Genomic DNA, 19,070 nt, shown 5'->3' on the forward strand with positions numbered 1-19,070 from the left:
CCATGGCGCTGTCGGTGTTCAGAACCCTCTATGCCCGACTGGCTCTGGGCCTGTTCCTGTTGCTGGTAATCGTGGGCGGACTGTTTACCGCGCTGAGCCTTTACTCCGTGCGGGAATACACCGCCGCGGTCAACCAGGAACTCAACCGGGACCTGGCCCGCAATCTGGTCTCTGACCGCAACCTGGTGACCGATGGCCGTCTCAATCGCGCCGCACTCAAGGAACTGTTCGAGCTCTACATGACCATCAACCCCAGCATCGAGATTTACCTGCTCGATCGCGAGGGGCGGATCCTGTCCTACTCGGCCGATCCCGACAAGATCAAACGCAATCGGGTGTCCCTGGCACCGATCCAGACCCTGCTATCCAACCCGGAGGTCTACCCGCTGCCCGGGGACGATCCGCGCAGCCACGATCGGCGCAAGGTATTTTCGGTGACGCCGGTTCCGTCGGAAGCGAATCCCTCCGGCTACCTTTACGTCGTGTTGCGGGGCGAGGAATACGACACCGCCGAGAGCATGGTGCACAGCGACCGGCTGCTGCAGATGGGCGCCGGTGCGTTGGCAGTGAGTCTGTTTGTGGGGCTGCTGGCGGGGCTGGTGTTTTTCCGGCTACTGACCCGCCGGCTGTCGCGCCTGACCGAGCGGGTCGAGTGCTTTGAGGCCGGTGAGACGGGCGTGGTCATGGCCGAACCTCCCGATAGGCTTCCGGCCCGGGGCGATGACATCGATTACCTGACCGCGCGCTTTGACCAGATGGCCCGCCGCATTGCCGCCCAGCTCGACCTGCTCAAGGACAAGGACCATCAGCGGCGTCAGCTGGTCGCCCAGGTGTCCCACGATCTGCGCACGCCGCTCGCCTCGATTCAGGGCTACCTGGAGGCCCTGCAGATCAAACAGGCGGACCTGAGCCCGACGGAGCGAAGCCGCTTTCTGAAGGTGGCACTGGCGGAATCCCATCGTCTGGGCCGGCTGGTGGATGAGCTGTTCGAATTGGCGGCGCTGGAAGCCCGGGAAAAACAGCCGGCGCCGGAACCCTGCATGATTGCCGAACTGGTTCACGATGTCGTCCAGAAGCACCAGCCCGAGGCCCAACGCGCGGCGGTGACTCTGGACATCGTCGGTGCGGACGCGGTGATGGTGACCGCAGACATTGCCATGACCGAACGCATTCTCGATAACCTGATCAGCAACGCCATTGGCCACGCCCCGGCCAACAGCCGTATCACCCTCGCCGTGGAGCGTAGCGACGGAGGTGCCAGCATCACCGTGGCCGATGTCGGCCCCGGTATTGACACGGACGACCTTGAGCATCTGTTTGAACCCTTCTACCAGGCCTCGGGTGCTGCCCGGACAGGCCATGCCGGACTGGGACTGGCTATTGCGCAGCGCATGGCGGAACTCCAGAAAGGCCGCATCTCGGTAACGAACGGTGCCTTGGCCGGTGCCGAGTTCCGGGTCTGGCTGCCCGGGCAATAAATCCGCGCCGTTATAGATTCGTAATAGTCTCTGAACGTTTTCGTGAAGCCGCGGCGATACGCTGGCAGCATGGAATCATTCACAGGAGAAGTCTCATGAAACGCAAGATGATTGGAATTGCCACCGCTTTGGTACTGGGCTCCGCAGGCGCCCTGTTTGCGGCCTACGCCACGGCGGACAAACACGCTGCGCCGAGCAGCGAATTCGCTCCGAATAATCCCGATCTGGCTGTGGCGACCTTCGCCGGCGGCTGTTTCTGGTGTGTGGAGGCCGGTTATGAAAAGATTCCGGGCGTGGTCGAGGCGGTGTCCGGCTATGCCGGGGGTGATGAACCCAATCCGAGCTACAAGCAGGTGTCGTCCGGGTCCACCGGCCACACCGAGGCTGTGCAGGTGTATTACGACCCGGACCAGATGACCTATGAAGGGCTGCTGCAAGGCCTGTGGCGCATCATGGATCCGACCGACGCCAACGGCCAGTTCGTGGACCGGGGCCAGCAGTATCGCCCGGCCATTTTCTACCACGATGCCGAGCAGAAGCGCCTTGCCGAAGCTGCCAAGGCTGAATTGCAGGCGTCTGGTGTGTACGAGAAGCCTGTCGTGATTGAAATCGTGCCGCTGGACACCTTCTACCCGGCGGAGAAGTACCATCAGGATTACTACAAGAAGAATCCGCTGCGCTACAACTTCTACACCTTCAACTCCGGTCGCTACCAGTTCATCGAGAAAGTGTATGGTGAGGATTATGAGCTGGACTTCTCCCGGTTTCAGCCGGGGGCGATGAAGACCGGCACGGCGGGTGATGGCTTCGACCCGGAGAGCTTCGTGAAGCCTGACCAGGCAGCGCTCAAGCAGCGACTCACGGACATCCAGTACGAGGTCACCCAGGAAGACGGCACCGAACGCGCGTTCAATAACCGCTACTGGGACAACAAGAAACCGGGGCTGTACGTGGACATTGTGTCCGGCGAACCGCTGTTTTCCTCACGGGACAAGTACAAGTCCGGCACCGGCTGGCCCAGCTTTACCCGACCCATTGCAGACGATGTGGTGGTGGAGCGGGAGGACAAATCCTTCTTTACTACCCGCACCGAGATCCGCAGCCGCTACGCGGATTCACACCTCGGGCACGTCTTTAATGATGGTCCTGCGCCCACCGGCCTGCGGTACTGCATGAACTCGGCGGCGCTGGAGTTTATCCCGCTGGAAGAGATGGAAGCCCGTGGCTACGGCGATTACATCGACGAGGTGACTGGCGGCCAGAACATTTAAGGCCAGGGCTGCTAAAGCCAGAGTTCCCTGATCGGCGTTTGCGGACTGAAATGGTGGTAGATTTGTGCCTGCAGCAGTTCCGCCGTCGCGATGGCGTCGATCAGGGCATTGTGGGCCGCATAATGCGGCAACCCATACCGGGAGCGGCTGTCACTGAGCCGGATCGAGACAGGACGCTTGCCCAGCCACCGTTGCCACCGGGATGGGTGCCGGTCCGGATAGAGATGCGCCTCGATGGCCATGGTGTCCAGAACCGGGAACCGGATGCCCTCGCCCAATCGCCACTTCAAGGCAACGTCCATAAACTCCCGCTCAATGTTGCGATAGTGCACCACCGGAACCCGGCCGTTAAGCAGGCCAAAGATCTGATCCAGTATTTCTTCAAGGTCCGGTGCTTCGGCAATGTCGGTGTGGGTAATGCCGTGGATCTCGATCGAGGTCTGGTGCAAAGGCAGCTTCGGGCGAACCACCCAGTGCCGCGCGGCACCCAGCCGAATCCCGTTCAGGGAGAAGGGAATCATACCCACACTGACGATGGAGTGCTGATTGGCATCCAGCCCCGTGGTTTCGAAATCCAGGGCCACCATCGGCACGTCGGACATCGGCGTGTCCGGTGCAACGCAGCCGGCCTGGTAAAACGCTTTGAGCAGAGGACTGCGCGCTTCCCGCGCCAGGGTCTGGTAGCGTTCCGGCCAGCTCGGGTTGCCTGTGGTGTCGCTCGCGGACTCACTGGACATTGCGGCCTACCCCTGCGTTGTAACGGAATCTCAGGAACTTCTGGGCGTTGCTGACCACCTGGAAGGCGTCTTTCAGATGACTGCGCTCGAACGGCGACAGGTCCTCCGGTCGCACGTTGTTGTCCGGCTCGCGACCGTCTTCGATGGCCAGGGCCTGATGGCGGATCCGCACAATAGCAATGAATTCGAGGGCATCGCGCAGGTTGCCCAGATCGTCGTCCAGAATGAGTTTGGTCTTGCCAATGGCCTTCAGGCGTTCGAACGAGTTCTGGGCCCGGGAACCGCAAGCCAGGGCGTGCACGCGAATGAGGTCGGACAGCGGCGCCGTGCCCCGGCGTTTCAGGTTAAAGGTCTTGCGCTGCTGACCATCTTCCTCCAGAACGAAGCTCCGGAAGAAGCCGATCGGTGGCGTTCGGTTCAGCGCATTGCGGGCCAGCAGGGTCAGGAAGCGCTGACTGTTGCTGGCCCTCTCGGCCACCAGCGTTTTCAGCTCTTCGGCAAATTCGGTCTTGCCATGGATGCCGTCCAGGTCGAAGAAGATGTTGCTGTTCAGCAGGGCCTCGGCCTTGGGGTTTTCGATCCAGTCGATGAAATAGGTTTTCCAGACACTCAGTGGCTGCCGCCACTTCTGGTTGGTGGCCATGATGTCGCCGGTGCAGTAGGTGTAGCCACACTCGGCCAGGCCATCGCTGACGAACTTGGCGAGGGCGAGAAAATAGGCATCGTGCTCTTGCGGCACGAAGCTGTCGTCCAGGATCATGGCGTTATCCTGGTCGGTCACCACCAGTTGCTCATCCCGGGCCATGGAGCCGAGGGCCATGAAACAATAGGGCACCGGCGGTGGTCCGAGCTTTTCTTCTCCGAGCTCCAGCAGACGCTGGGTGAAACTGCGCCCGATTCCTGCCATGGCACTGCCGATCATGTGTGAGTTGGCGTCCTCGTTGACCATACGAACGAAGCTGTCGCGAACATCCCGGCTGATTTTCTTCAGGCCGGCCACGTCCTGCTGGTGGTAGATGTTGCTCACCAGATACAGGCTGCTCTGGCTCTCGTACTTGACGATGTCCGCCAGGGCAATCACCCCGCGGACTTCTTTTCGCTCCATCACCGGCAGATGGTGCACGTTGTTGTGCAGCATGGTGAGCATGGCTTCAAAGATGAAGGCACTGGCGCGGATGGTGATCAGGTCTTCGGACATGATGTCGCAGACGGGCGTTTCCGAAGGCAGGGCTTCAGTGACGGCACGGGTGCGCAGATCGCGGTCGGTGATGATGCCCTTGAGCCCGGGGTGGTCGCCGTGGTCATCCATCAGCAGCAGCGCCGACACGCCGTGATCGGTCATGATCCGCGCTGCTTCCTGCAGGCGCACGGTGCAGGGCGCCGATACCGGCTCCCGCGAGATTAGCCGGGTGACCCGGGAGGTCATCAGTTCGTTGGATTTTTCCCGCCGGGACAGGGCCGAGCGAAGGCGCGATTTGTCTTCGACTTCCACGAAATCGGCGAAGTTGTCATCAGTTTCGAACAGATACTGGAAGGTTTCTTCCGGAATACGATAGACCAAGGTGTCTTCGAGGGCCTTGGCGGGAAAGCGGACTTTCTGGTTCATCAACAAACCAAACTGGCCGAAGATGTCGCCCTCGCTGATGCGATTGTAGAGTTCGCCGGAACGCCGGAAAATCTCCACCGCGCCACTGCGAATGTAGTACAGCCAGTGGTTGGATTTACCGAACTCGAGAATGGTGCTGCCGGCGCGGAAGTACTCGACTTCAATGTTGGCCACCACCCGGTCCAGAAGTTCCTCGGGTATCTCGTCAAACGGCGGGTAGTTGGCGAGGTGGTTGCGGATGTCGATGAGCTCGGCCTGCATAACGCTCCCTGATAATTGGCTAAGGCAATGGTTTGATTATCGAATATAACAGGGGGCGCAAACAGTAACCATCCGGCAAAACGTCTGGTTTTGAAACCGCGCTCCGTGACATGATTTCGCGAACCACCACGGACGCTTTGAAGGAACCCGCAGTATGAATACAGGAACGCAGGCGAGGGCTCACACTCTGGTGTTGGGCGGAATCCGGTCCGGCAAGACCGCCTTGGCGGAGTCCGTGGCAGTGGCCTGGGACAGGGTCACCTACGTTGCGACAGCGACTGCCGGCGACGACGAGATGGCCGCCCGGATTGCCCACCACCGAGACTGCCGTCCCGACCATTGGGGGCTGGTGGAGGAACCCCTGCACCTGGCCTGGGTGCTGGAAACCCAGGCGCGATCAGACCATCCACCCGGGCTCCTGATTGATTGTATGAGCCTGTGGGTCAGCAACCTGCTGTTTGCCCGTGATGGGGTGTTCGAGTCCGAACGCAACCGGTTTCTCGAGAGTCTGCCCGGCTACCCCGGCCCGGTGGCGATCGTCAGCAACGAAGTGGGGTTGGGTACGATTGGCATGGACCCGTTGACCCGCCGCTTTGCCGACGAGCTGGGTTGGCTGAACCAGGCGTTGGCCGCCCGCTGTCACCGTGTGGTGCTGTCGGTGGCCGGTTTGCCCCAGATCCTGAAAGGGTCCGGATTCTAGCCGCCGTGGCGAAGCAGGCTCCGCAACAGTCCGTGCTCGCTCCGGTCGAACCGGATCAGGCTTCGGCAGGCGTAGGGGACGGCAAAACCCGCAAATGAGCGCGACAGCGGAATGTGCAGGACATCTGCGAGCAGCATCCGGATCACGCCCCCGTGGCACACCACGAGAACCCGCTGGCCGGCCAGCCGGCGCTGCCAGAGCTCCCCGGCGCGGGTTACCCGGTGATAAAACGCCTCGATGGGCTCGCCCTCGGGCGGAGTGGTGGAGGTGGGATCGTTCCAGAACGCGTTCAGCTGATCACCGAAGTCGGTCAGGATCTGCTGAGACGTCCGGCCTTCCCAGGCGCCAAAGCTCACTTCCCGCAGATCCGGCTCCACGAAGAGTGGCAGGTTTCGGGTATCGGCAACTTCCTCGGCGAACTGGCGGCAGCGTTGCAGGGGGGAGGTCAGTACCGCGTCCCAGCAGTCGCTGTCGGAGATGGCAGCGCGCATCTGTTTCCAGCCGGTCTCACTCAGGGGGTCGTCCTGGCTGCCACGAAACATGGGGCCGCCCTCGGGTTCCCCGTGGCGGATCAGGTCGAGGAACGAGGTGTCGGCGGTTGGCTGCTGACTGTCCCGGGTCATGATCTAGCTCCTGTCACTGACGCCGGCATCGGCAAAGCTGGCCATGCCGTTGTGGAGGGTGCAGGCGGAACGCAGCAGGGGGACTGCCACCGCCGCGCCACTGCCTTCCCCCAGGCGCATCCCGAGCGATAGCAGGGGCGAGGCCGCCAGGGCATCGAGGACCCGACGATGGCCGGGCTCGGCGGACTGGTGTCCGAAATACAGCCACTGGCCGAGTTCCGGTTGCTGGCGGACCGCCACCAACGCCGCGACAGAGACAATGTAGCCGTCAATCAACACCGGAATCCGGCGGCCCGCGGCCCCCAGGATCGCGCCGACGATGGCCGCAATTTCCAATCCCCCCAGCGACGTGAGAGCGCCCATGGGCGACTGGTCCTCGCCGTGCCGACCCAGCGCCCGTTTGATGACCTCCGCCTTGTGACAGACGCCCCGGGCATCGAGGCCGGTACCGGGCCCGGATAGCGCATCCGGATTCTGACCCAACAGGCAGCAGGCCAGCGCCGTGGCTGCGGTGGTGTTGCCAATGCCCATATCCCCGGCGATGAACAGTTGGGCTCCGGCCTCGGCCGCCCGTTGGGCGGCGTGGTCCCCTGCCGTCAGGGCCGCGCCGACCTCGCTTTCGGTCATGGCCGGTTCCAGGGCCAGGTTCCCTGTTTGCGGCCTGATGGTCGCGTCCATCACACCGTTGAGTCCGCCTGGCACCTCACCCACGGTTCCCAGGTTGACCACCTCCAGTGACGCGCCAAGGTGCCGTGCCATAACGCTGATCGCGGCGCCGCCATGGGCAAAGTTGGCAATCATCTGGGCCGTCACCGCTTGCGGGAAGGCAGAAATGCCCTCCGCACAGACACCGTGGTCACCGGCAAAGACGGCGATGTGAACCCGGTCGACGGCCGGCGTTGCGGTTGCCTGCTGGCCGCTCAAGGTAATTGCGATCTGCTCCAGCGTGCCGAGGGAACCGGGCGGCTTGGTCAGCACAGACTGTCTCTGGCGGGCCTGTTCGCGGCAATGTTCGTCGGTTCGGGGCAGGGGCCGGGTCCAGCAGTCGGGCAGGGTCATGGCATGATTCCAGTCGGGTGAGACAGGCGCCCGATACTCCACCGAGTCTGAAACGGTGTCAAGGTTGGCTTTGGGTCGAGTAGACTGTCGTTCCTGACGGAACCTGATAGCTATGGAGCCCTATCTTTGGACGGTTTTTTGGAATCGGTGGCGGTGTGTGCTGCAGCGCTGGTGCTGGATCGGTGGCTGGGTGAGCCCCGGCGCTGGCACCCGGTGGTCGGCTTTGGGCAGCTCGCTGGATGGGTTGAGCATCAGGTCAACCGCTCCCGGCCGGCGGGCATTGGCCGGGGTGTCCTGGCGGTGCTGGCTCTCGTGGTTCCCGTTACCCTGGCGCTCTGGTTGCTGGTCGGGATGCTGTCGCCAGCGCTGTTGCTGGTCCTGGAAGTTCTCACGCTCTGGTTGGCGTTGTCGTTGCGCGGTCTCGCCGAGCACGGTCTGGCCGTCGCCCGCCCGCTGGCCGGACACCGGCTGGACGAGGCTCGCACACAGGTGGCCCGGATTGTCAGCCGGGATGCGGCCGCGCTGGATGAGCGCGGGGTGGCGGCTGCCGCCACCGAATCGATGCTCGAGAATGGGGCGGATGCGGTGTTTGCCAGTCTGTTCTGGTTTCTCCTGGCCGGGGTACCCGGGGTTGTGCTGCACCGGATGATCAATACCCTTGACGCCATGTGGGGCTATCGGACCCCCCGATTTTACCGGTTCGGCCGCTGCGCCGCCCGACTGGACGATGCCATGAACTGGGTGCCCGCCCGGTTGACGGCACTGACCTACGCCTGCCTTGGCAACACCCGCCGCGCCTGGCGCTGCTGGCGTACCCAGGCGCCGCTCTGGGACAGCCCGAACGCCGGACCGGTCATGGCTGCCGGTGCGGGTGCTCTGGGTGTCCGGCTGGGTGGCCCCGCGCCCTATGCCACCGGAATCAAGGATCGCCCCTGGCTGGGCAGCGGCGCCGAGCCAGAGGCCGGATCCATTCGTGATGCCATCCGATTGGTTCATCTTGGTGTCGGGCTCTGGCTTGCTGCCCTGGTCGTGCTGGTTGGCGCCCGGGAGGTGCTGTGGTGACCGGCCCGTCTCGATTAGCCCATGGCGGCCGGCTCACCGAGGCTGCCCGGCGCTGGAACCGACCGGTCGATCAGTGGCTGGACCTGTCCACCGGCATCAATCCGCTGGGCTGGCCGGTGCCGGACATTCCCCCGTCGGTCTGGCAGCGTCTGCCGGAGGAGCACGACGCTCTGGAGGCTGTGGTTCGGGACTGGTGCGGCGCGCCCGCAACATCGGTCTGTGTCCCGGTACCCGGCAGTCAGGCCGCGATACAGACCTTACCCCGCCTGCGTCGCGGCTGCCGGGTCGGTGTGCCTGAGCCCGGTTACGCTGAACACGCCCACTGCTGGGCCTCTGTGGGCCACGAGGTGGTGCCGGTAACCGATGCCGATCTGGCGGCCGGTGATGACTGGCTTGATGCGCTCGATGTAGTGGTCTGGATCAACCCCAATAATCCGACCGGACGACGCCTTGAACGCGCCCGGCTCCTGGGCTGGATGGCGCGTCTGCAGGCGCGGGGGGGCTGGCTGGTTGTCGACGAGGCGTTCCTGACCGCGGGGGACAGTGCCAGTCTTGCCGCCGTGTCAGGCCAGCCCGGGCTGGTGGTGCTCAAGTCCCTTGGCAAGTTTTTCGGCCTGGCGGGGGTGCGTGCCGGTGCAGTCCTGACCGACGCCGCCATTGGCGAGGGGCTCAGGGCTGCGACTGGCCCATGGGCGCTCAGCGGGCCGGCCCGCTTCCTGATGGCACGGGCGCTGCAGGACACCCGTTGGCAAGACAGCGCCGAAAGCTACCTTCGTGGGGCATCGCAGCGCCTGGGCGAACTTCTGGCTGATCGGGGCCTGCCCGGCACCCAGGGTACGCTCCTGTTCCGATACCTCCCGCATCCCGGAGCCGGCTACCTGCACGCGGCGCTGGCCCGGCAAGGCATCCTGGTGCGGCATTTCAACCGACCGGCGGCGCTTCGGCTTGGTCTCCCGGGGCCCGAATCGGACTGGCAAAGACTTGCCCGGGGTCTGGAGAGCATGTCATTTGTCATTGACCAGTGAGTGACCGATTGCTAGCCTTGCCGCTCGTTTTCAGGTGCCCCGATGCGATGTTTTGCCGACACCGCAGGGGTGAAACGGGAAGCCGGTGAGAGTCCGGCGCTGCCCCCGCAACGGTATGTGAGTTAACGGTGATCGAGTGCGCCACTGTGCCCAGGCATGGGAAGGCGATCACCGCAGTGCGCTTGGCCGCACCGCTCATAAGTCCGGAGACCGGCCTGTTTACACACCAGACGTTGCGGAGGGCGACGGCGGTGGGTGACTGCCTCCCGGGCCCGCGACAACCCTTACCCACCCGCCAGACCTGCCCCGCGCAACACGACAAGAATCCCCCGCACGGGTGCGTGCGGCGTGTGAGTGAGTATGGTTATGATGTTCCTGAAAGACAGTCTGCCCAATGTCGGGGCTGGCGTTATCCTGAGTTCCCTGCCCCTGGTTTCCGGTCTTGCAATGGCCGAACAGTCCTCCGTTTCCGGCGATGCCACCGAGCTTGATCCGATTGTTGTTACCGCCACCCTCGGCCCGCGAACCGTGGGTGAAAGCCTGTCATCAGTGACCGTGCTGGATGAAGACACCGTCGAAAGCCAGGCTCCGAATGAGTTTGCGGACCTGCTCCGGGGCCAGCCGGGTGTGACGGTGGTCTCCAACGGGGCGTTCGGCAAGAACACCAGTGTGTATACCCGCGGTACCTCCAATGATTCCACGGTGCTGCTGCTCGATGGCATCCGGATCCGGTCGGCAACCAGTGGCGGTGCGCCCTGGCAGTTCGTGCCCAAGGAGCTGATTGAGCGGGTCGAAATTGTGCGGGGCCCCCGCAGCAGTCTTTACGGTGCGGATGCGGTTGGCGGTGTGATCCAGGCCTTTACCCTGAGGCCGGAAGCGGGCCCGCGCGGCTGGATTGAAGCCGGTGGTGGCAGTTTTGATACCCGCAAAGGGGCGGCGGGCGTAAGTCTGGGCGATGGTGTCACCAGTTTCAGTGTGAGCGGCGTGCACAAGAACACCGACGGTACCGAACTGATCGAAGGTGGCGAGGATCGCGGTTTCCGCAACAGTGCGGGTGTCGCCCGCCTGAGCCATACGCTGCCCAATGGCGGCGAAGCCGGAGTGTCGGTGTTCGAATCCCGGGGCAACACCGAGTTTGAGGGCGGAAACACCGATTTCACGCTCCGGGCGGTTGGTTTTTCCCTGAACACGCCGCTGAGCGACTACTGGCGCACCCGCATTGACCTGAACGAGGCACGGGACGAGCAGGAAACCGCGAACGATGCCTTCGCCGATTCGGTATTCAACACCCGCACCCGCACCGCGCGCTGGGAAAATACCTTCACCCGCGACGTGCATGAGCTGGTCCTCGGAAGCGAGCTCTCCTCGGATGAGGTCAAATCGAGCACCGGCTTCGACGAAACCAGCCGGAACAACGCCGCGCTCTTCGGTCAGCTGCGCCTGAATTTCGGGCCGACCGACGTCCAGGTCAGTTTGCGGGGCGACGACAACGAAGCCTATGGGCGGGAGGAAACCGGCGGGGTCGCCCTCGGGCATGCGTTCGACCGTTCGCACCGGATTCGGGTCAGTTACGGCACCTCGTTCCGTGCGCCCACGTTCAATGATCTCTATTACCCCCTGGAAACCTACTCCTTCGGCGGCTCCTACGCCGGTAATCCCGACCTGAAACCCGAGGAAAGCAGCGCCGTAGAGTTGGGCTTCAGCGGGCGCTATCCGGACTGGTTCTGGGACGTGGCGGCGTATCAACTGGACATTGATAACCTGATTGCTCTCTCCGGTGATGGCGCGGGCAATCTACGCCCGGAAAACGTGAACGAGGCGGAGATCCGCGGCCTGGAGCTGGGGGCCGGTTTCGAACGGGGCGGCTGGCGAACTCATCTGGCGCTGACACTGACCGATGCCCGCGATGCCGGCACCGACAATCGGCTGCGCCGTCGCAGTGGGCAGGGCGCACGACTGGACATCGATCGTGATATCAACACCTGGACCCTCGGCGGCACCCTGGTGGCCGAGGGCTACCGTTACGACGATGCGGCCAACACAAAGCGGCTGCCGGGCTATGGCACACTGGACCTGCGCGCGATCTGGCGCTTCGCCCCGGACTGGACCGGTAAGCTGAGTGTTACCGACGTGTTCGACCGGACCTACGCGACCGCCGAGCGTTTCGATGGCCGCCAGTACCTGTCGGCTGGCCGAACCGCGATGGCGTCGATAAGGTATGAGCTTTGATCCGGACCGGATGACAACATGGCCGCTGGCCAGACTCGATAGGTGAAACCATACATGCTGACCATCAGGTGGTTCAGGGTAACGACACTGGCGCTGCTGGCGTGGCTAATGCCCGCGCATACCAGCGCCGAGGTCTGCGCCGTGGACGACACCGGTCGCCGGATCTGTCTGCACCAGCCGGCCCAGCGCATTGCCGCCCTGTCTCCGGGGGCGACGGAACTGGTGTGGGCGGCAGGCGCCGGTGACCAGGTGGTGGCTGTGGTGGCCTACAGCGATTACCCGGAAATGGCGAAAACGGTGCCGTCCGTGGGCAGTCATACCCGGCTCGACCTTGAGGCCCTGATCAGCCTGCGGCCGGACCTGGTGATTGGCTGGGTGACGGGCAATCCGGGCGAACAGCTGGATGCACTGGACGACCTCGGCCTGCCGGTCTTCGCCATCGAGCCTCGAACGTTCGAAGGCGTCTCGTCGGCCATCGAGCGACTGGCGGTGCTGGCCGGCACCGAGTCCACGGGGTTTGCCGAAGCAGACGCCTTCCGGAAGGGCATGGCCAACCTGCGCACCCGCTATCAACAGGCATCGCCGGTTCCGGTGTTTTATCAGGTCTGGGATGAGCCACTGATGTCGGTCAATGACCAGCACCTGATCGGCAAGGTGATCACCCTGTGCGGCGGTCGCAATGTTTTTGGCGACCTCGACCGGCTGGTGCCCCGGATCAGCACCGAAGCGGTGCTGGCGGCCAACCCGGAAGCCATACTGGCCGGTGGAATGGGGGAGGAGAACCGCCACTGGCTGACGCGCTGGGCCGGTTTTCCCGAGTTACGCGCCACCGCACAGGGCAACCTGTTCTTCGTGCCGCCCTCCCTGATTCAGCGGCCAACACCGCGTATGCTGGAGGGCAGCCGTCTGTTCTGTGAGAAACTGGAGACTGCCCGTGCCCGTCGGTAGCCTTCGGGAGCCCCGGCCATGACCCGCTCGGTCTCGCGTCCGCTGTGGTTGCTGGCCCTGGCCGGGCTGGCAGCCATCGGTCTGTCGGTCAGCGTCGGCAGTGTCGGCGTCAGGCTGTCAGACCTTCTGGCCGTGCTTGCCGGCCAGGGCACCGACCTGCAGCAAACGCTGATTCTTGATCTTCGCCTGCCGCGGACCCTGGCGGCCTTCGCCACCGGCGGGCTGCTGGCCGTGGCCGGTGCCCTGATGCAGGTGCTCCTGCGCAATCCGCTGGCGGACCCCTATGTGCTGGGATTGTCCGGGGGGGCTGCCGTCGGCGCCTTGCTGGCCATGCTGGCCGGAGTGGGCGGCATGCTGGTGTCCGGTTCCGCCTTTGCCGGCGCCCTGTTCGCGACCTTCCTGGTCTTCGGCCTCGCCCACGGCACCGGAAGCTGGACACCGTCCCGGTTGTTGCTGACCGGGGTGGTGGTAGCGGCCGGCTGGGGTGCGATCATTACGCTGATTCTCGCCGTCAGTCCGGCCCAGCGACTGCCGGGCATGCTGTACTGGCTGATGGGGGATGTGTCTTACGCGCGCTCTCCCGCCCCGGCATTGCTGCTGTTGCTGGGCGCCTGCTTCCTGGTGGTGCCGCTGGGGCGGAGTCTGAATGTGCTGGCGCGTGGCCCCCTTCAGGCGGCCGTGCTTGGCGTGTCGGTGCGTCCGCTGGAGTGGTTGGTATACATAGTCGCGAGCCTGTTGACGGCGACGGCAGTGACCACCGCCGGCAGTATCGGCTTCGTGGGTCTCGTGGTGCCGCACATGCTTCGCCTCGTGTTCGGTAATGACCAGCGCCTGATCCTGCCAGCCTGTGCCCTGGCCGGCGGCACGCTGCTGGTGCTGGCGGATACCCTGGCCCGGGTGGTGATTGCCCCCGAGCAGCTGCCGGTGGGGGTAATCACCGCGCTGCTTGGGGTGCCCACTTTCCTGTATCTGCTTTACCGGAGCCGCTGATGAAAGCCCTGCACACCCGCGAGCTGGTGATCGATATTCCGGACCGGGCCGATGGCAGCCCGCTCGGGTTGACCGTCGCTCCCGGGCAGATGTGGGGCGTGCTGGGGCCGAACGGCGCCGGCAAGACCACCTTGCTCCACACCCTTGCTGGCCTGCGTCCCCCACGCCATGGCCAGGTGTACCTGGGGGATCAGCCGCTGGCGGATCTGAGGCGCAGGCTGGTGTCGCAACAGCTGGGGCTGGTTTTCCAGGAGCGTCAGGACGGCTTTCCGGCCACCGTGCTGGAGACGGCGCTGATCGGTCGGCATCCCTGGCTGTCGCCCTGGCAGATGGAGAGCGGTGAGGACCTGGCCAGCGCCCGGGCTGCCCTCGAGCAACTGGATGTCGGGCATCTCGCCGACCGGCTGGTCAATACCCTGTCCGGCGGTGAGCGCCAGCGCGTGGCCATTGCCACAGTGCTGACCCAGAATCCGTCCCTGTGGCTGCTGGACGAGCCCACCAACCATCTTGACCTGCACCACCAGGTGGCGGTGATGCAGTTGCTGAAATCGCTCGCCAGCGCCGGCCGCGCGGTGTTCATGTGTTTGCACGACCTGAACCTGGCGGCCCGCTGGTGTGACCATATCCTGTTGTTGTACCCCAGTGGCGACGCCTGCTGGGGCCCGGCCGACCGCATGCTGGTGCCCGAGGCCCTGGAGAGCCTCTACGGCCAGAAACTGATTACCGTGGAGGCCGATGGTGCCCCGGTATTTGTGCCCGCCCGGTCCGGTATGGACTAGGAAACCCGTTGCATCCAACCCGTCTGGAGGACTCGATCATGCGTGAACGCGCCAAAGACCCGGAACGTCATGCCCGCCGCATGGCGGCGAAACAGAAAATCATGCAGGAACGCATCGCCCGGGCCCAGAAGGAGCAGGGGGTGTTGCTGGTCCTGACCGGCCCTGGCAAGGGCAAGAGCAGTTCCGGTTTCGGTATGGTGGCGCGGGCGCTGGGCCATGGCATGAAGGTAGGCATCGTCCAGTTCATCAAGGGCGCGTTCAGCACCGGCGAGGAAGCCTTCTTCCGGGATTTGCCGAACGTGGACTACCACGTCATGGGGCAGGGCTACACCTGGGACACCCAGAACCGTGACCAGGATGTGGCTGCCGCGGCCAGTGCCTGGAACGTCGCCGCCCGGATGCTCGGTGATGACAGCTATGACCTGGTGCTGCTGGACGAGCTGAACATCGCGCTCAAATACGACTACCTGGACCTCGACCGGGTGCTGGATGACCTGCAGGCCCGCCCGGAAATGCAGCATGTGGTGGTGACCGGCCGGTCTGCCCCGCAGGAACTGGTGGATCTCGCCGACACCGTCACCGAAATGGGTGTGGTCAAGCATGCGTTCAAGGACCAGGGCGTCAAAGCCCAGAAAGGGGTCGAGCTCTAAACCATGGCGACGCTGATGGTTCAGGGAACCACCTCGGACGCCGGAAAGACCACCGTGGTGGCGGCCCTGTGTCGCTGGCTGGCCCGGCAGGGTGTGTCCGTGGCCCCCTTCAAACCCCAGAACATGGCGCTGAACAGCGCAGTGACCGTGGATGGCGGCGAAATCGGGCGGTCCACGGCGCTGCAGGCACTGGCTTGCGGTCTGGCCCCGCACAGCGACATGAATCCGGTCCTGCTGAAGCCGCAGACCGATTGTGGCGCCCAGGTCATCCTTCGGGGCCAGGTGCACGGCAACATGAATGCCCTCGACTACCACGCCTACAAGGCCGAGGCAAAAGCCGCAGTGATGGATGCCTGGCGCAACCTCAGTACCCGGTACGACGTGATCATTGCCGAGGGCGCCGGCAGTCCCGCCGAAATCAACCTGCGGGCCAACGACATTGCCAACATGGGCTTTGCCGAAGCGGCGGACTGCCCAGTGTTGCTGGTCGGCGACATCGATCGTGGCGGCGTGTTCGCCCAGCTGGTCGGCACGCTCGAGCTGATCTCCGGTACCGAGCGTGCCCGCACGGCGGGGTTTGTCATCAACCGGTTTCGGGGCGACATCAGTCTGCTGGAGCCGGGGCTGGACTGGCTGACCGAACGCACCGGCAAGCCGGTCGTCGGCGTGTTGCCCTATCTGCATGGACTGATCGTGGACGCGGAGGACAGCGTCGGGACCAGTGGCACCAGCGAGGCCGACGCCCTGAAGGTGGTGGTGCCGGTACTGCCGAGAATCAGTAACCACAACGATTTCGATCCCCTGCGGTTGCACCCCGGGGTGGACCTGAGGTTCATCGGTCCGGACGAAGCCATTCCCCCGGCGGACCTCATCGTGTTGCCGGGCAGCAAGAACACCCGTCACGACGTGGACTGGCTGACCGCCCAGGGTTGGGCCACCGAGATCCGGCGTCACCTGCGCTATGGCGGCCGGGTGTTCGGCATTTGCGGTGGTTTTCAGATGCTCGGGGAACGGGTGGACGACCCCGACGGTCTCGAGAGCGATCCGGGGCACACCCCGGGGCTGGGGCTGTTGGCGATGCGCACCCGAATGGTTGCGGGCAAGCAGTTACGCAATGTCCGAGGCAGGATGCGGGTGCCGGGGGGCAAGGACGCCGGTATCAGCGGCTACGAAATGCACAATGGCGTGACCGAGGGGCCGGCCCTGGACCGACCGTTCGCGGACCTTGGCGGAACTGCCGACGGCGCCGTCAGTGCCGACGGCCAGATCATGGGCACCTATGTCCATGGTGTCTTTGACGAACCGGAAGCCTGCCACGCAATACTCGCCTGGGCGGGGCTGCGCGGCAACCAGGCTGCCGTGGACTATCAGCAGCATCGCCTGGCGCAGCTGGACCGTCTGGCGGATCAGGTCGAACTCTGCCTGGATACCGACTGGCTGCTCCAGCTTCTGGGACTGACCAACGGGAATCCCCTATGACCGATCCGAATCGCCCCTTCAGCGACGATGAGCGTCGCGGCCTGTACCGCGCCATTCATGAACGCCGGGATGTTCGCTCCCAGTTCCTGCCGGACCCCGTTCCAGCGGACGTCCTGGCCCGTCTTCTCAGGGCCGCGCACCATGCCCCTTCCGTGGGTTTCATGCAGCCCTGGGACTTTCTGGTCATCGATAGCGTCGAGGTCCGGGCCCGGGTGCTGGCGATCTTTGACGCGGAAAATGACAAGGCGGCGCACAACTATCAGGGCGATCGCCAGCAGACCTATCGCAGCCTGAAACTGCAGGGCATTCTGGAGAGTCCGCTGAACCTCTGTATTACCTGCGACCGTAGTCGTGGTGGTGCCCATGTGCTGGGGCGGAACTCGATTGTCGAAACCGACCTGTTCAGCACCTGCCTGGCGGTGCAGAATCTGTGGCTGGCGGCAAGGGCCGAGGGCATTGGGGTTGGCTGGGTGAGTATCCTGGACCAGCACCAGTTGGCAAAAACCCTGGGTCTGCCGGAGAATGTCTATCCGCTCGCCTACCTCTGCCTCGGTTACGTGAGTGAGTTTCTGGACCAGCCGGAGCTCCAGGCCAAAGGCTGGCGGTCCCGGTTACCCTTGAACGGCCTGGTGCATGGCAATCTTTGGGGGCAGGTATTGGAGGACGAGTCACTCCTGGCAGAACTGAAACAGTAATCCGTGAGGCCTTATGCGTTTTTCCGAAATCTATGAGCGGGCCCTGAACCTGAAGGGTGGTGAGCCGGCCATGCGGGCGCTGCTGCCGCGTGTTCCGGAGGCTGGTGAATTGGCGGCCAGACCCGACGACCGATACCTGTCCGAACTCACACGGTGTGTGTTCAAGGCCGGCTTTGTCTGGCGCGTTATCGAGAACAAGTGGCCGGATTTCGAGGCCGCGTTCGACGGTTTTGTGCCTCTGTACTGGCAACAGGTGTCGCCCGATGTGCTGGAGGATCTGGCCCGGGACGAGCGCATTGTTCGGAACATGCAGAAGATCCGGACGGTACCGGAGAACGCCCGGATGATTGTCGATGCGGCGCGCGAATACGGCAGTTTCGGGCAGTTTCTCGAGCAGTGGCCGAGAGACGATCAGGCCGGTTTGCTGCTCTGGCTCAAGCGCAATGGTGCCCGGCTGGGGGGCAACAGCGCTCAGTATTTCCTGCGCCGGGTAGGATGGGACGGCTTCATCCTGTCATCGGACGTGGTGACCGCCCTGCGCCGGGCCGACCTGCTGGACGCCTCGCCGGGCAGCAAGAAAGCGCTGATGCAGGCTCAGGCCGCCTTTAACGACTGGCACGAGGAAACCGGACTGCCCTACTGTCATCTGTCCCGGGTACTCTCCTTTACCGTCGACAGCTGAGCACCGGTAGCATCTACAGGAACATCAGCAGCACCAGTTCGCACAGCACGACGCTGGCGCCGAGGGTGTCGCCGGTGTAGCCGCCCAGTTGATTGCGGATGTAGTTCCCCCAGCACAGCGCCACGAGAATAACCGCGGCAAGGGCGCCGGTGATGGCTGCCGGAACCCAGGTCGCGGCGATCAGGGCAATGCCCAGTGTAAACGCGGCGGCAAGTCCCAGGCGTCGGGGGGAAAAACCGTCGGCCACCGGTTTGCTCCGGCTTTTGTCCGGATCGGTCACGTAGGGCAACTGCCACATGATCAGCAGCGGCGCCAGCCGCGCTATCGCCGGCGCCACCAGAATGGCCAGCCAGATCTCGGACGCGTCCAGCAGCAGCGCCACTTTCAGTCCCAGGGACATGACCAGCGCCACCGTGCCGTAGGTGCCGATACGGCTGTCCTTCATGATGGCGAGGCGCCGCTCCACGCTATACCCGCCCCCCAGGGCATCAACACTGTCGGCCAGACCGTCCTCGTGGAAGGCACCGGTGACGAACAGATGCAGACTGACCACCAGAATGACCGACACGGTAGGGCTGAATGCCAGCGTGAGGGCACCGTAGGTGGCGGCATAAAGGCAACCCAGCACCAGACCGACCAGGGGGAAATACAGGCTGCTCTGGTTCATCAGCCGCTGGGAATAATCAATGTGGATCATCATGGGAATTCGGGTAAGGAACCCGACGGCAAGCCAGAACGCTTGCCACTCCCGCTGCAAATGCTGTGTCGAAACGGTCACCTGGCACCTCCTGAAATG

At 64.0% G+C, this 19,070-nt stretch carries 18 protein-coding genes and 1 riboswitch; of the genes, 13 read left to right on the forward strand and 5 right to left on the reverse strand.

Annotation, left to right across the window (positions count from 1 at the left end; all coding sequences use genetic code 11):
• Positions 1-2 precede the first annotated feature (2 nt).
• Together KZO34_RS11475 and msrB are read left to right on the forward strand one after the other, a co-directional pair.
• Positions 3-1,478: a sensor histidine kinase gene (locus tag KZO34_RS11475; protein WP_219476511.1), complete on the forward strand. Its 1,476-nt coding sequence runs from the start codon at positions 3-5 to the stop codon at positions 1,476-1,478.
• 95 nt (positions 1,479-1,573) lie between these two features.
• Positions 1,574-2,749 (forward strand): peptide-methionine (R)-S-oxide reductase MsrB, encoded by a 1,176-nt coding sequence (gene msrB, locus KZO34_RS18800; RefSeq protein ID WP_219476513.1) that lies wholly within the window; start codon positions 1,574-1,576, stop codon positions 2,747-2,749.
• Positions 2,750-2,760: 11 nt separating this feature from the next.
• Here msrB and KZO34_RS11485 read toward each other — a convergent pair whose 3' ends face one another.
• Both KZO34_RS11485 and KZO34_RS11490 read right to left on the reverse strand, forming a co-directional pair.
• Positions 2,761-3,486, reverse strand: coding sequence for a 3'-5' exonuclease (locus KZO34_RS11485; protein WP_219476515.1), 726 nt, complete (start codon positions 3,484-3,486; stop codon positions 2,761-2,763).
• Entirely contained in the window at positions 3,476-5,353 is a 1,878-nt protein-coding gene (locus tag KZO34_RS11490; protein WP_219476517.1) for a putative nucleotidyltransferase substrate binding domain-containing protein, read from the reverse strand. Before KZO34_RS11490 ends, KZO34_RS11485 begins: the two co-directional genes overlap by 11 nt.
• A gap of 154 nt (positions 5,354-5,507) precedes the next feature.
• Here KZO34_RS11490 and cobU point away from each other — a divergent pair, with 154 nt between their 5' ends.
• Entirely contained in the window at positions 5,508-6,053 is a 546-nt protein-coding gene (gene cobU / locus KZO34_RS11495) for a bifunctional adenosylcobinamide kinase/adenosylcobinamide-phosphate guanylyltransferase (RefSeq protein WP_219476519.1), read from the forward strand.
• On the opposite strand, the gene KZO34_RS11500 is transcribed toward cobU, so the two are convergent.
• Complete coding sequence (locus tag KZO34_RS11500; RefSeq protein ID WP_219476521.1) at positions 6,050-6,676, reverse strand: histidine phosphatase family protein; 627 nt, start codon at positions 6,674-6,676, stop codon at positions 6,050-6,052. The two genes, cobU and KZO34_RS11500, sit on opposite strands and share 4 nt — an antisense overlap.
• Before the next feature lie 3 nt (positions 6,677-6,679).
• Entirely contained in the window at positions 6,680-7,735 is a 1,056-nt protein-coding gene (cobT, locus tag KZO34_RS11505; RefSeq protein WP_219476523.1) for a nicotinate-nucleotide--dimethylbenzimidazole phosphoribosyltransferase, read from the reverse strand.
• A 126-nt stretch (positions 7,736-7,861) separates the two neighbouring features.
• On the opposite strand from cobT, the gene cbiB reads away from it, so the two are divergent.
• The 10 genes from cbiB to KZO34_RS11555 all read left to right on the forward strand — a co-directional run bounded on the left by cbiB (position 7,862) and on the right by KZO34_RS11555 (position 18,274).
• Positions 7,862-8,797: an adenosylcobinamide-phosphate synthase CbiB gene (gene cbiB, locus KZO34_RS11510; RefSeq protein ID WP_219476525.1), complete on the forward strand. Its 936-nt coding sequence runs from the start codon at positions 7,862-7,864 to the stop codon at positions 8,795-8,797.
• Complete coding sequence (gene cobD, locus KZO34_RS11515) at positions 8,794-9,822, forward strand: threonine-phosphate decarboxylase CobD (RefSeq protein ID WP_219476526.1); 1,029 nt, start codon at positions 8,794-8,796, stop codon at positions 9,820-9,822. The genes cbiB and cobD overlap by 4 nt, the downstream gene beginning before the upstream one ends.
• Before the next feature lie 15 nt (positions 9,823-9,837).
• A riboswitch (cobalamin riboswitch) is annotated at positions 9,838-10,055 on the forward strand.
• Between the two features lie 133 nt (positions 10,056-10,188).
• Entirely contained in the window at positions 10,189-12,051 is a 1,863-nt protein-coding gene (locus KZO34_RS11520) for a TonB-dependent receptor domain-containing protein (RefSeq protein WP_308318808.1), read from the forward strand.
• A 108-nt stretch (positions 12,052-12,159) separates the two neighbouring features.
• Positions 12,160-12,999 carry a cobalamin-binding protein gene (locus tag KZO34_RS11525; RefSeq protein WP_374706530.1) on the forward strand — a complete coding sequence of 280 codons (840 nt, stop codon included), beginning with the start codon at positions 12,160-12,162 and terminating at the stop codon, positions 12,997-12,999.
• Positions 13,000-13,017: 18 nt separating this feature from the next.
• Positions 13,018-13,989, forward strand: coding sequence for a FecCD family ABC transporter permease (locus KZO34_RS11530; RefSeq protein ID WP_219476530.1), 972 nt, complete (start codon positions 13,018-13,020; stop codon positions 13,987-13,989).
• Positions 13,989-14,768: an ABC transporter ATP-binding protein gene (locus KZO34_RS11535; RefSeq protein WP_219476532.1), complete on the forward strand. Its 780-nt coding sequence runs from the start codon at positions 13,989-13,991 to the stop codon at positions 14,766-14,768. Before KZO34_RS11530 ends, KZO34_RS11535 begins: the two co-directional genes overlap by 1 nt.
• A 38-nt stretch (positions 14,769-14,806) precedes the next feature.
• Complete coding sequence (gene cobO / locus KZO34_RS11540; protein ID WP_219476534.1) at positions 14,807-15,418, forward strand: cob(I)yrinic acid a,c-diamide adenosyltransferase; 612 nt, start codon at positions 14,807-14,809, stop codon at positions 15,416-15,418.
• A gap of 3 nt (positions 15,419-15,421) precedes the next feature.
• Positions 15,422-16,897, forward strand: coding sequence for a cobyric acid synthase (locus KZO34_RS11545; protein WP_219476536.1), 1,476 nt, complete (start codon positions 15,422-15,424; stop codon positions 16,895-16,897).
• Complete coding sequence (gene bluB / locus KZO34_RS11550; RefSeq protein WP_219476538.1) at positions 16,894-17,592, forward strand: 5,6-dimethylbenzimidazole synthase; 699 nt, start codon at positions 16,894-16,896, stop codon at positions 17,590-17,592. Before KZO34_RS11545 ends, bluB begins: the two co-directional genes overlap by 4 nt.
• 13 nt (positions 17,593-17,605) lie before the next feature.
• Positions 17,606-18,274 (forward strand): DNA-3-methyladenine glycosylase I, encoded by a 669-nt coding sequence (locus KZO34_RS11555; protein ID WP_219476539.1) that lies wholly within the window; start codon positions 17,606-17,608, stop codon positions 18,272-18,274.
• 13 nt (positions 18,275-18,287) lie between these two features.
• On the opposite strand, the gene cobS is transcribed toward KZO34_RS11555, so the two are convergent.
• Complete coding sequence (gene cobS, locus KZO34_RS11560) at positions 18,288-19,052, reverse strand: adenosylcobinamide-GDP ribazoletransferase (RefSeq protein WP_308318809.1); 765 nt, start codon at positions 19,050-19,052, stop codon at positions 18,288-18,290.
• Between the last annotated feature and the right edge of the window lie 18 nt (positions 19,053-19,070).

The sequence above is a fragment of the Marinobacter sp. F4206 genome (genome assembly GCF_019392195.1).
GTDB lineage: Bacteria > Pseudomonadota > Gammaproteobacteria > Pseudomonadales > Oleiphilaceae > Marinobacter.

Bases quoted from the DNA above. Each gene is read 5' to 3' on its own strand.
- KZO34_RS11485 (WP_219476515.1), bottom strand. From the start codon at position 3,486: ATGTCCAGTGAGTCCGCGAGCGACACCACAGGCAACCCGAGCTGGCCG.
- cobT (WP_219476523.1), bottom strand. From the start codon at position 7,735: ATGACCCTGCCCGACTGCTGGACCCGGCCCCTGCCCCGAACCGACGAA.
- KZO34_RS11520 (WP_308318808.1), top strand. From the start codon at position 10,189: ATGATGTTCCTGAAAGACAGTCTGCCCAATGTCGGGGCTGGCGTTATC.
- KZO34_RS11535 (WP_219476532.1), top strand. From the start codon at position 13,989: ATGAAAGCCCTGCACACCCGCGAGCTGGTGATCGATATTCCGGACCGG.
- bluB (WP_219476538.1), top strand. From the start codon at position 16,894: ATGACCGATCCGAATCGCCCCTTCAGCGACGATGAGCGTCGCGGCCTG.
- KZO34_RS11525 (WP_374706530.1), top strand. From the start codon at position 12,160: ATGCCCGCGCATACCAGCGCCGAGGTCTGCGCCGTGGACGACACCGGT.
- KZO34_RS11490 (WP_219476517.1), bottom strand. From the start codon at position 5,353: ATGCAGGCCGAGCTCATCGACATCCGCAACCACCTCGCCAACTACCCG.
- KZO34_RS11475 (WP_219476511.1), top strand. From the start codon at position 3: ATGGCGCTGTCGGTGTTCAGAACCCTCTATGCCCGACTGGCTCTGGGC.
- cobO (WP_219476534.1), top strand. From the start codon at position 14,807: ATGCGTGAACGCGCCAAAGACCCGGAACGTCATGCCCGCCGCATGGCG.
- KZO34_RS11555 (WP_219476539.1), top strand. From the start codon at position 17,606: ATGCGTTTTTCCGAAATCTATGAGCGGGCCCTGAACCTGAAGGGTGGT.
- KZO34_RS11500 (WP_219476521.1), bottom strand. From the start codon at position 6,676: ATGACCCGGGACAGTCAGCAGCCAACCGCCGACACCTCGTTCCTCGAC.
- KZO34_RS11545 (WP_219476536.1), top strand. From the start codon at position 15,422: ATGGCGACGCTGATGGTTCAGGGAACCACCTCGGACGCCGGAAAGACC.
- msrB (WP_219476513.1), top strand. From the start codon at position 1,574: ATGAAACGCAAGATGATTGGAATTGCCACCGCTTTGGTACTGGGCTCC.
- cobU (WP_219476519.1), top strand. From the start codon at position 5,508: ATGAATACAGGAACGCAGGCGAGGGCTCACACTCTGGTGTTGGGCGGA.
- KZO34_RS11530 (WP_219476530.1), top strand. From the start codon at position 13,018: ATGACCCGCTCGGTCTCGCGTCCGCTGTGGTTGCTGGCCCTGGCCGGG.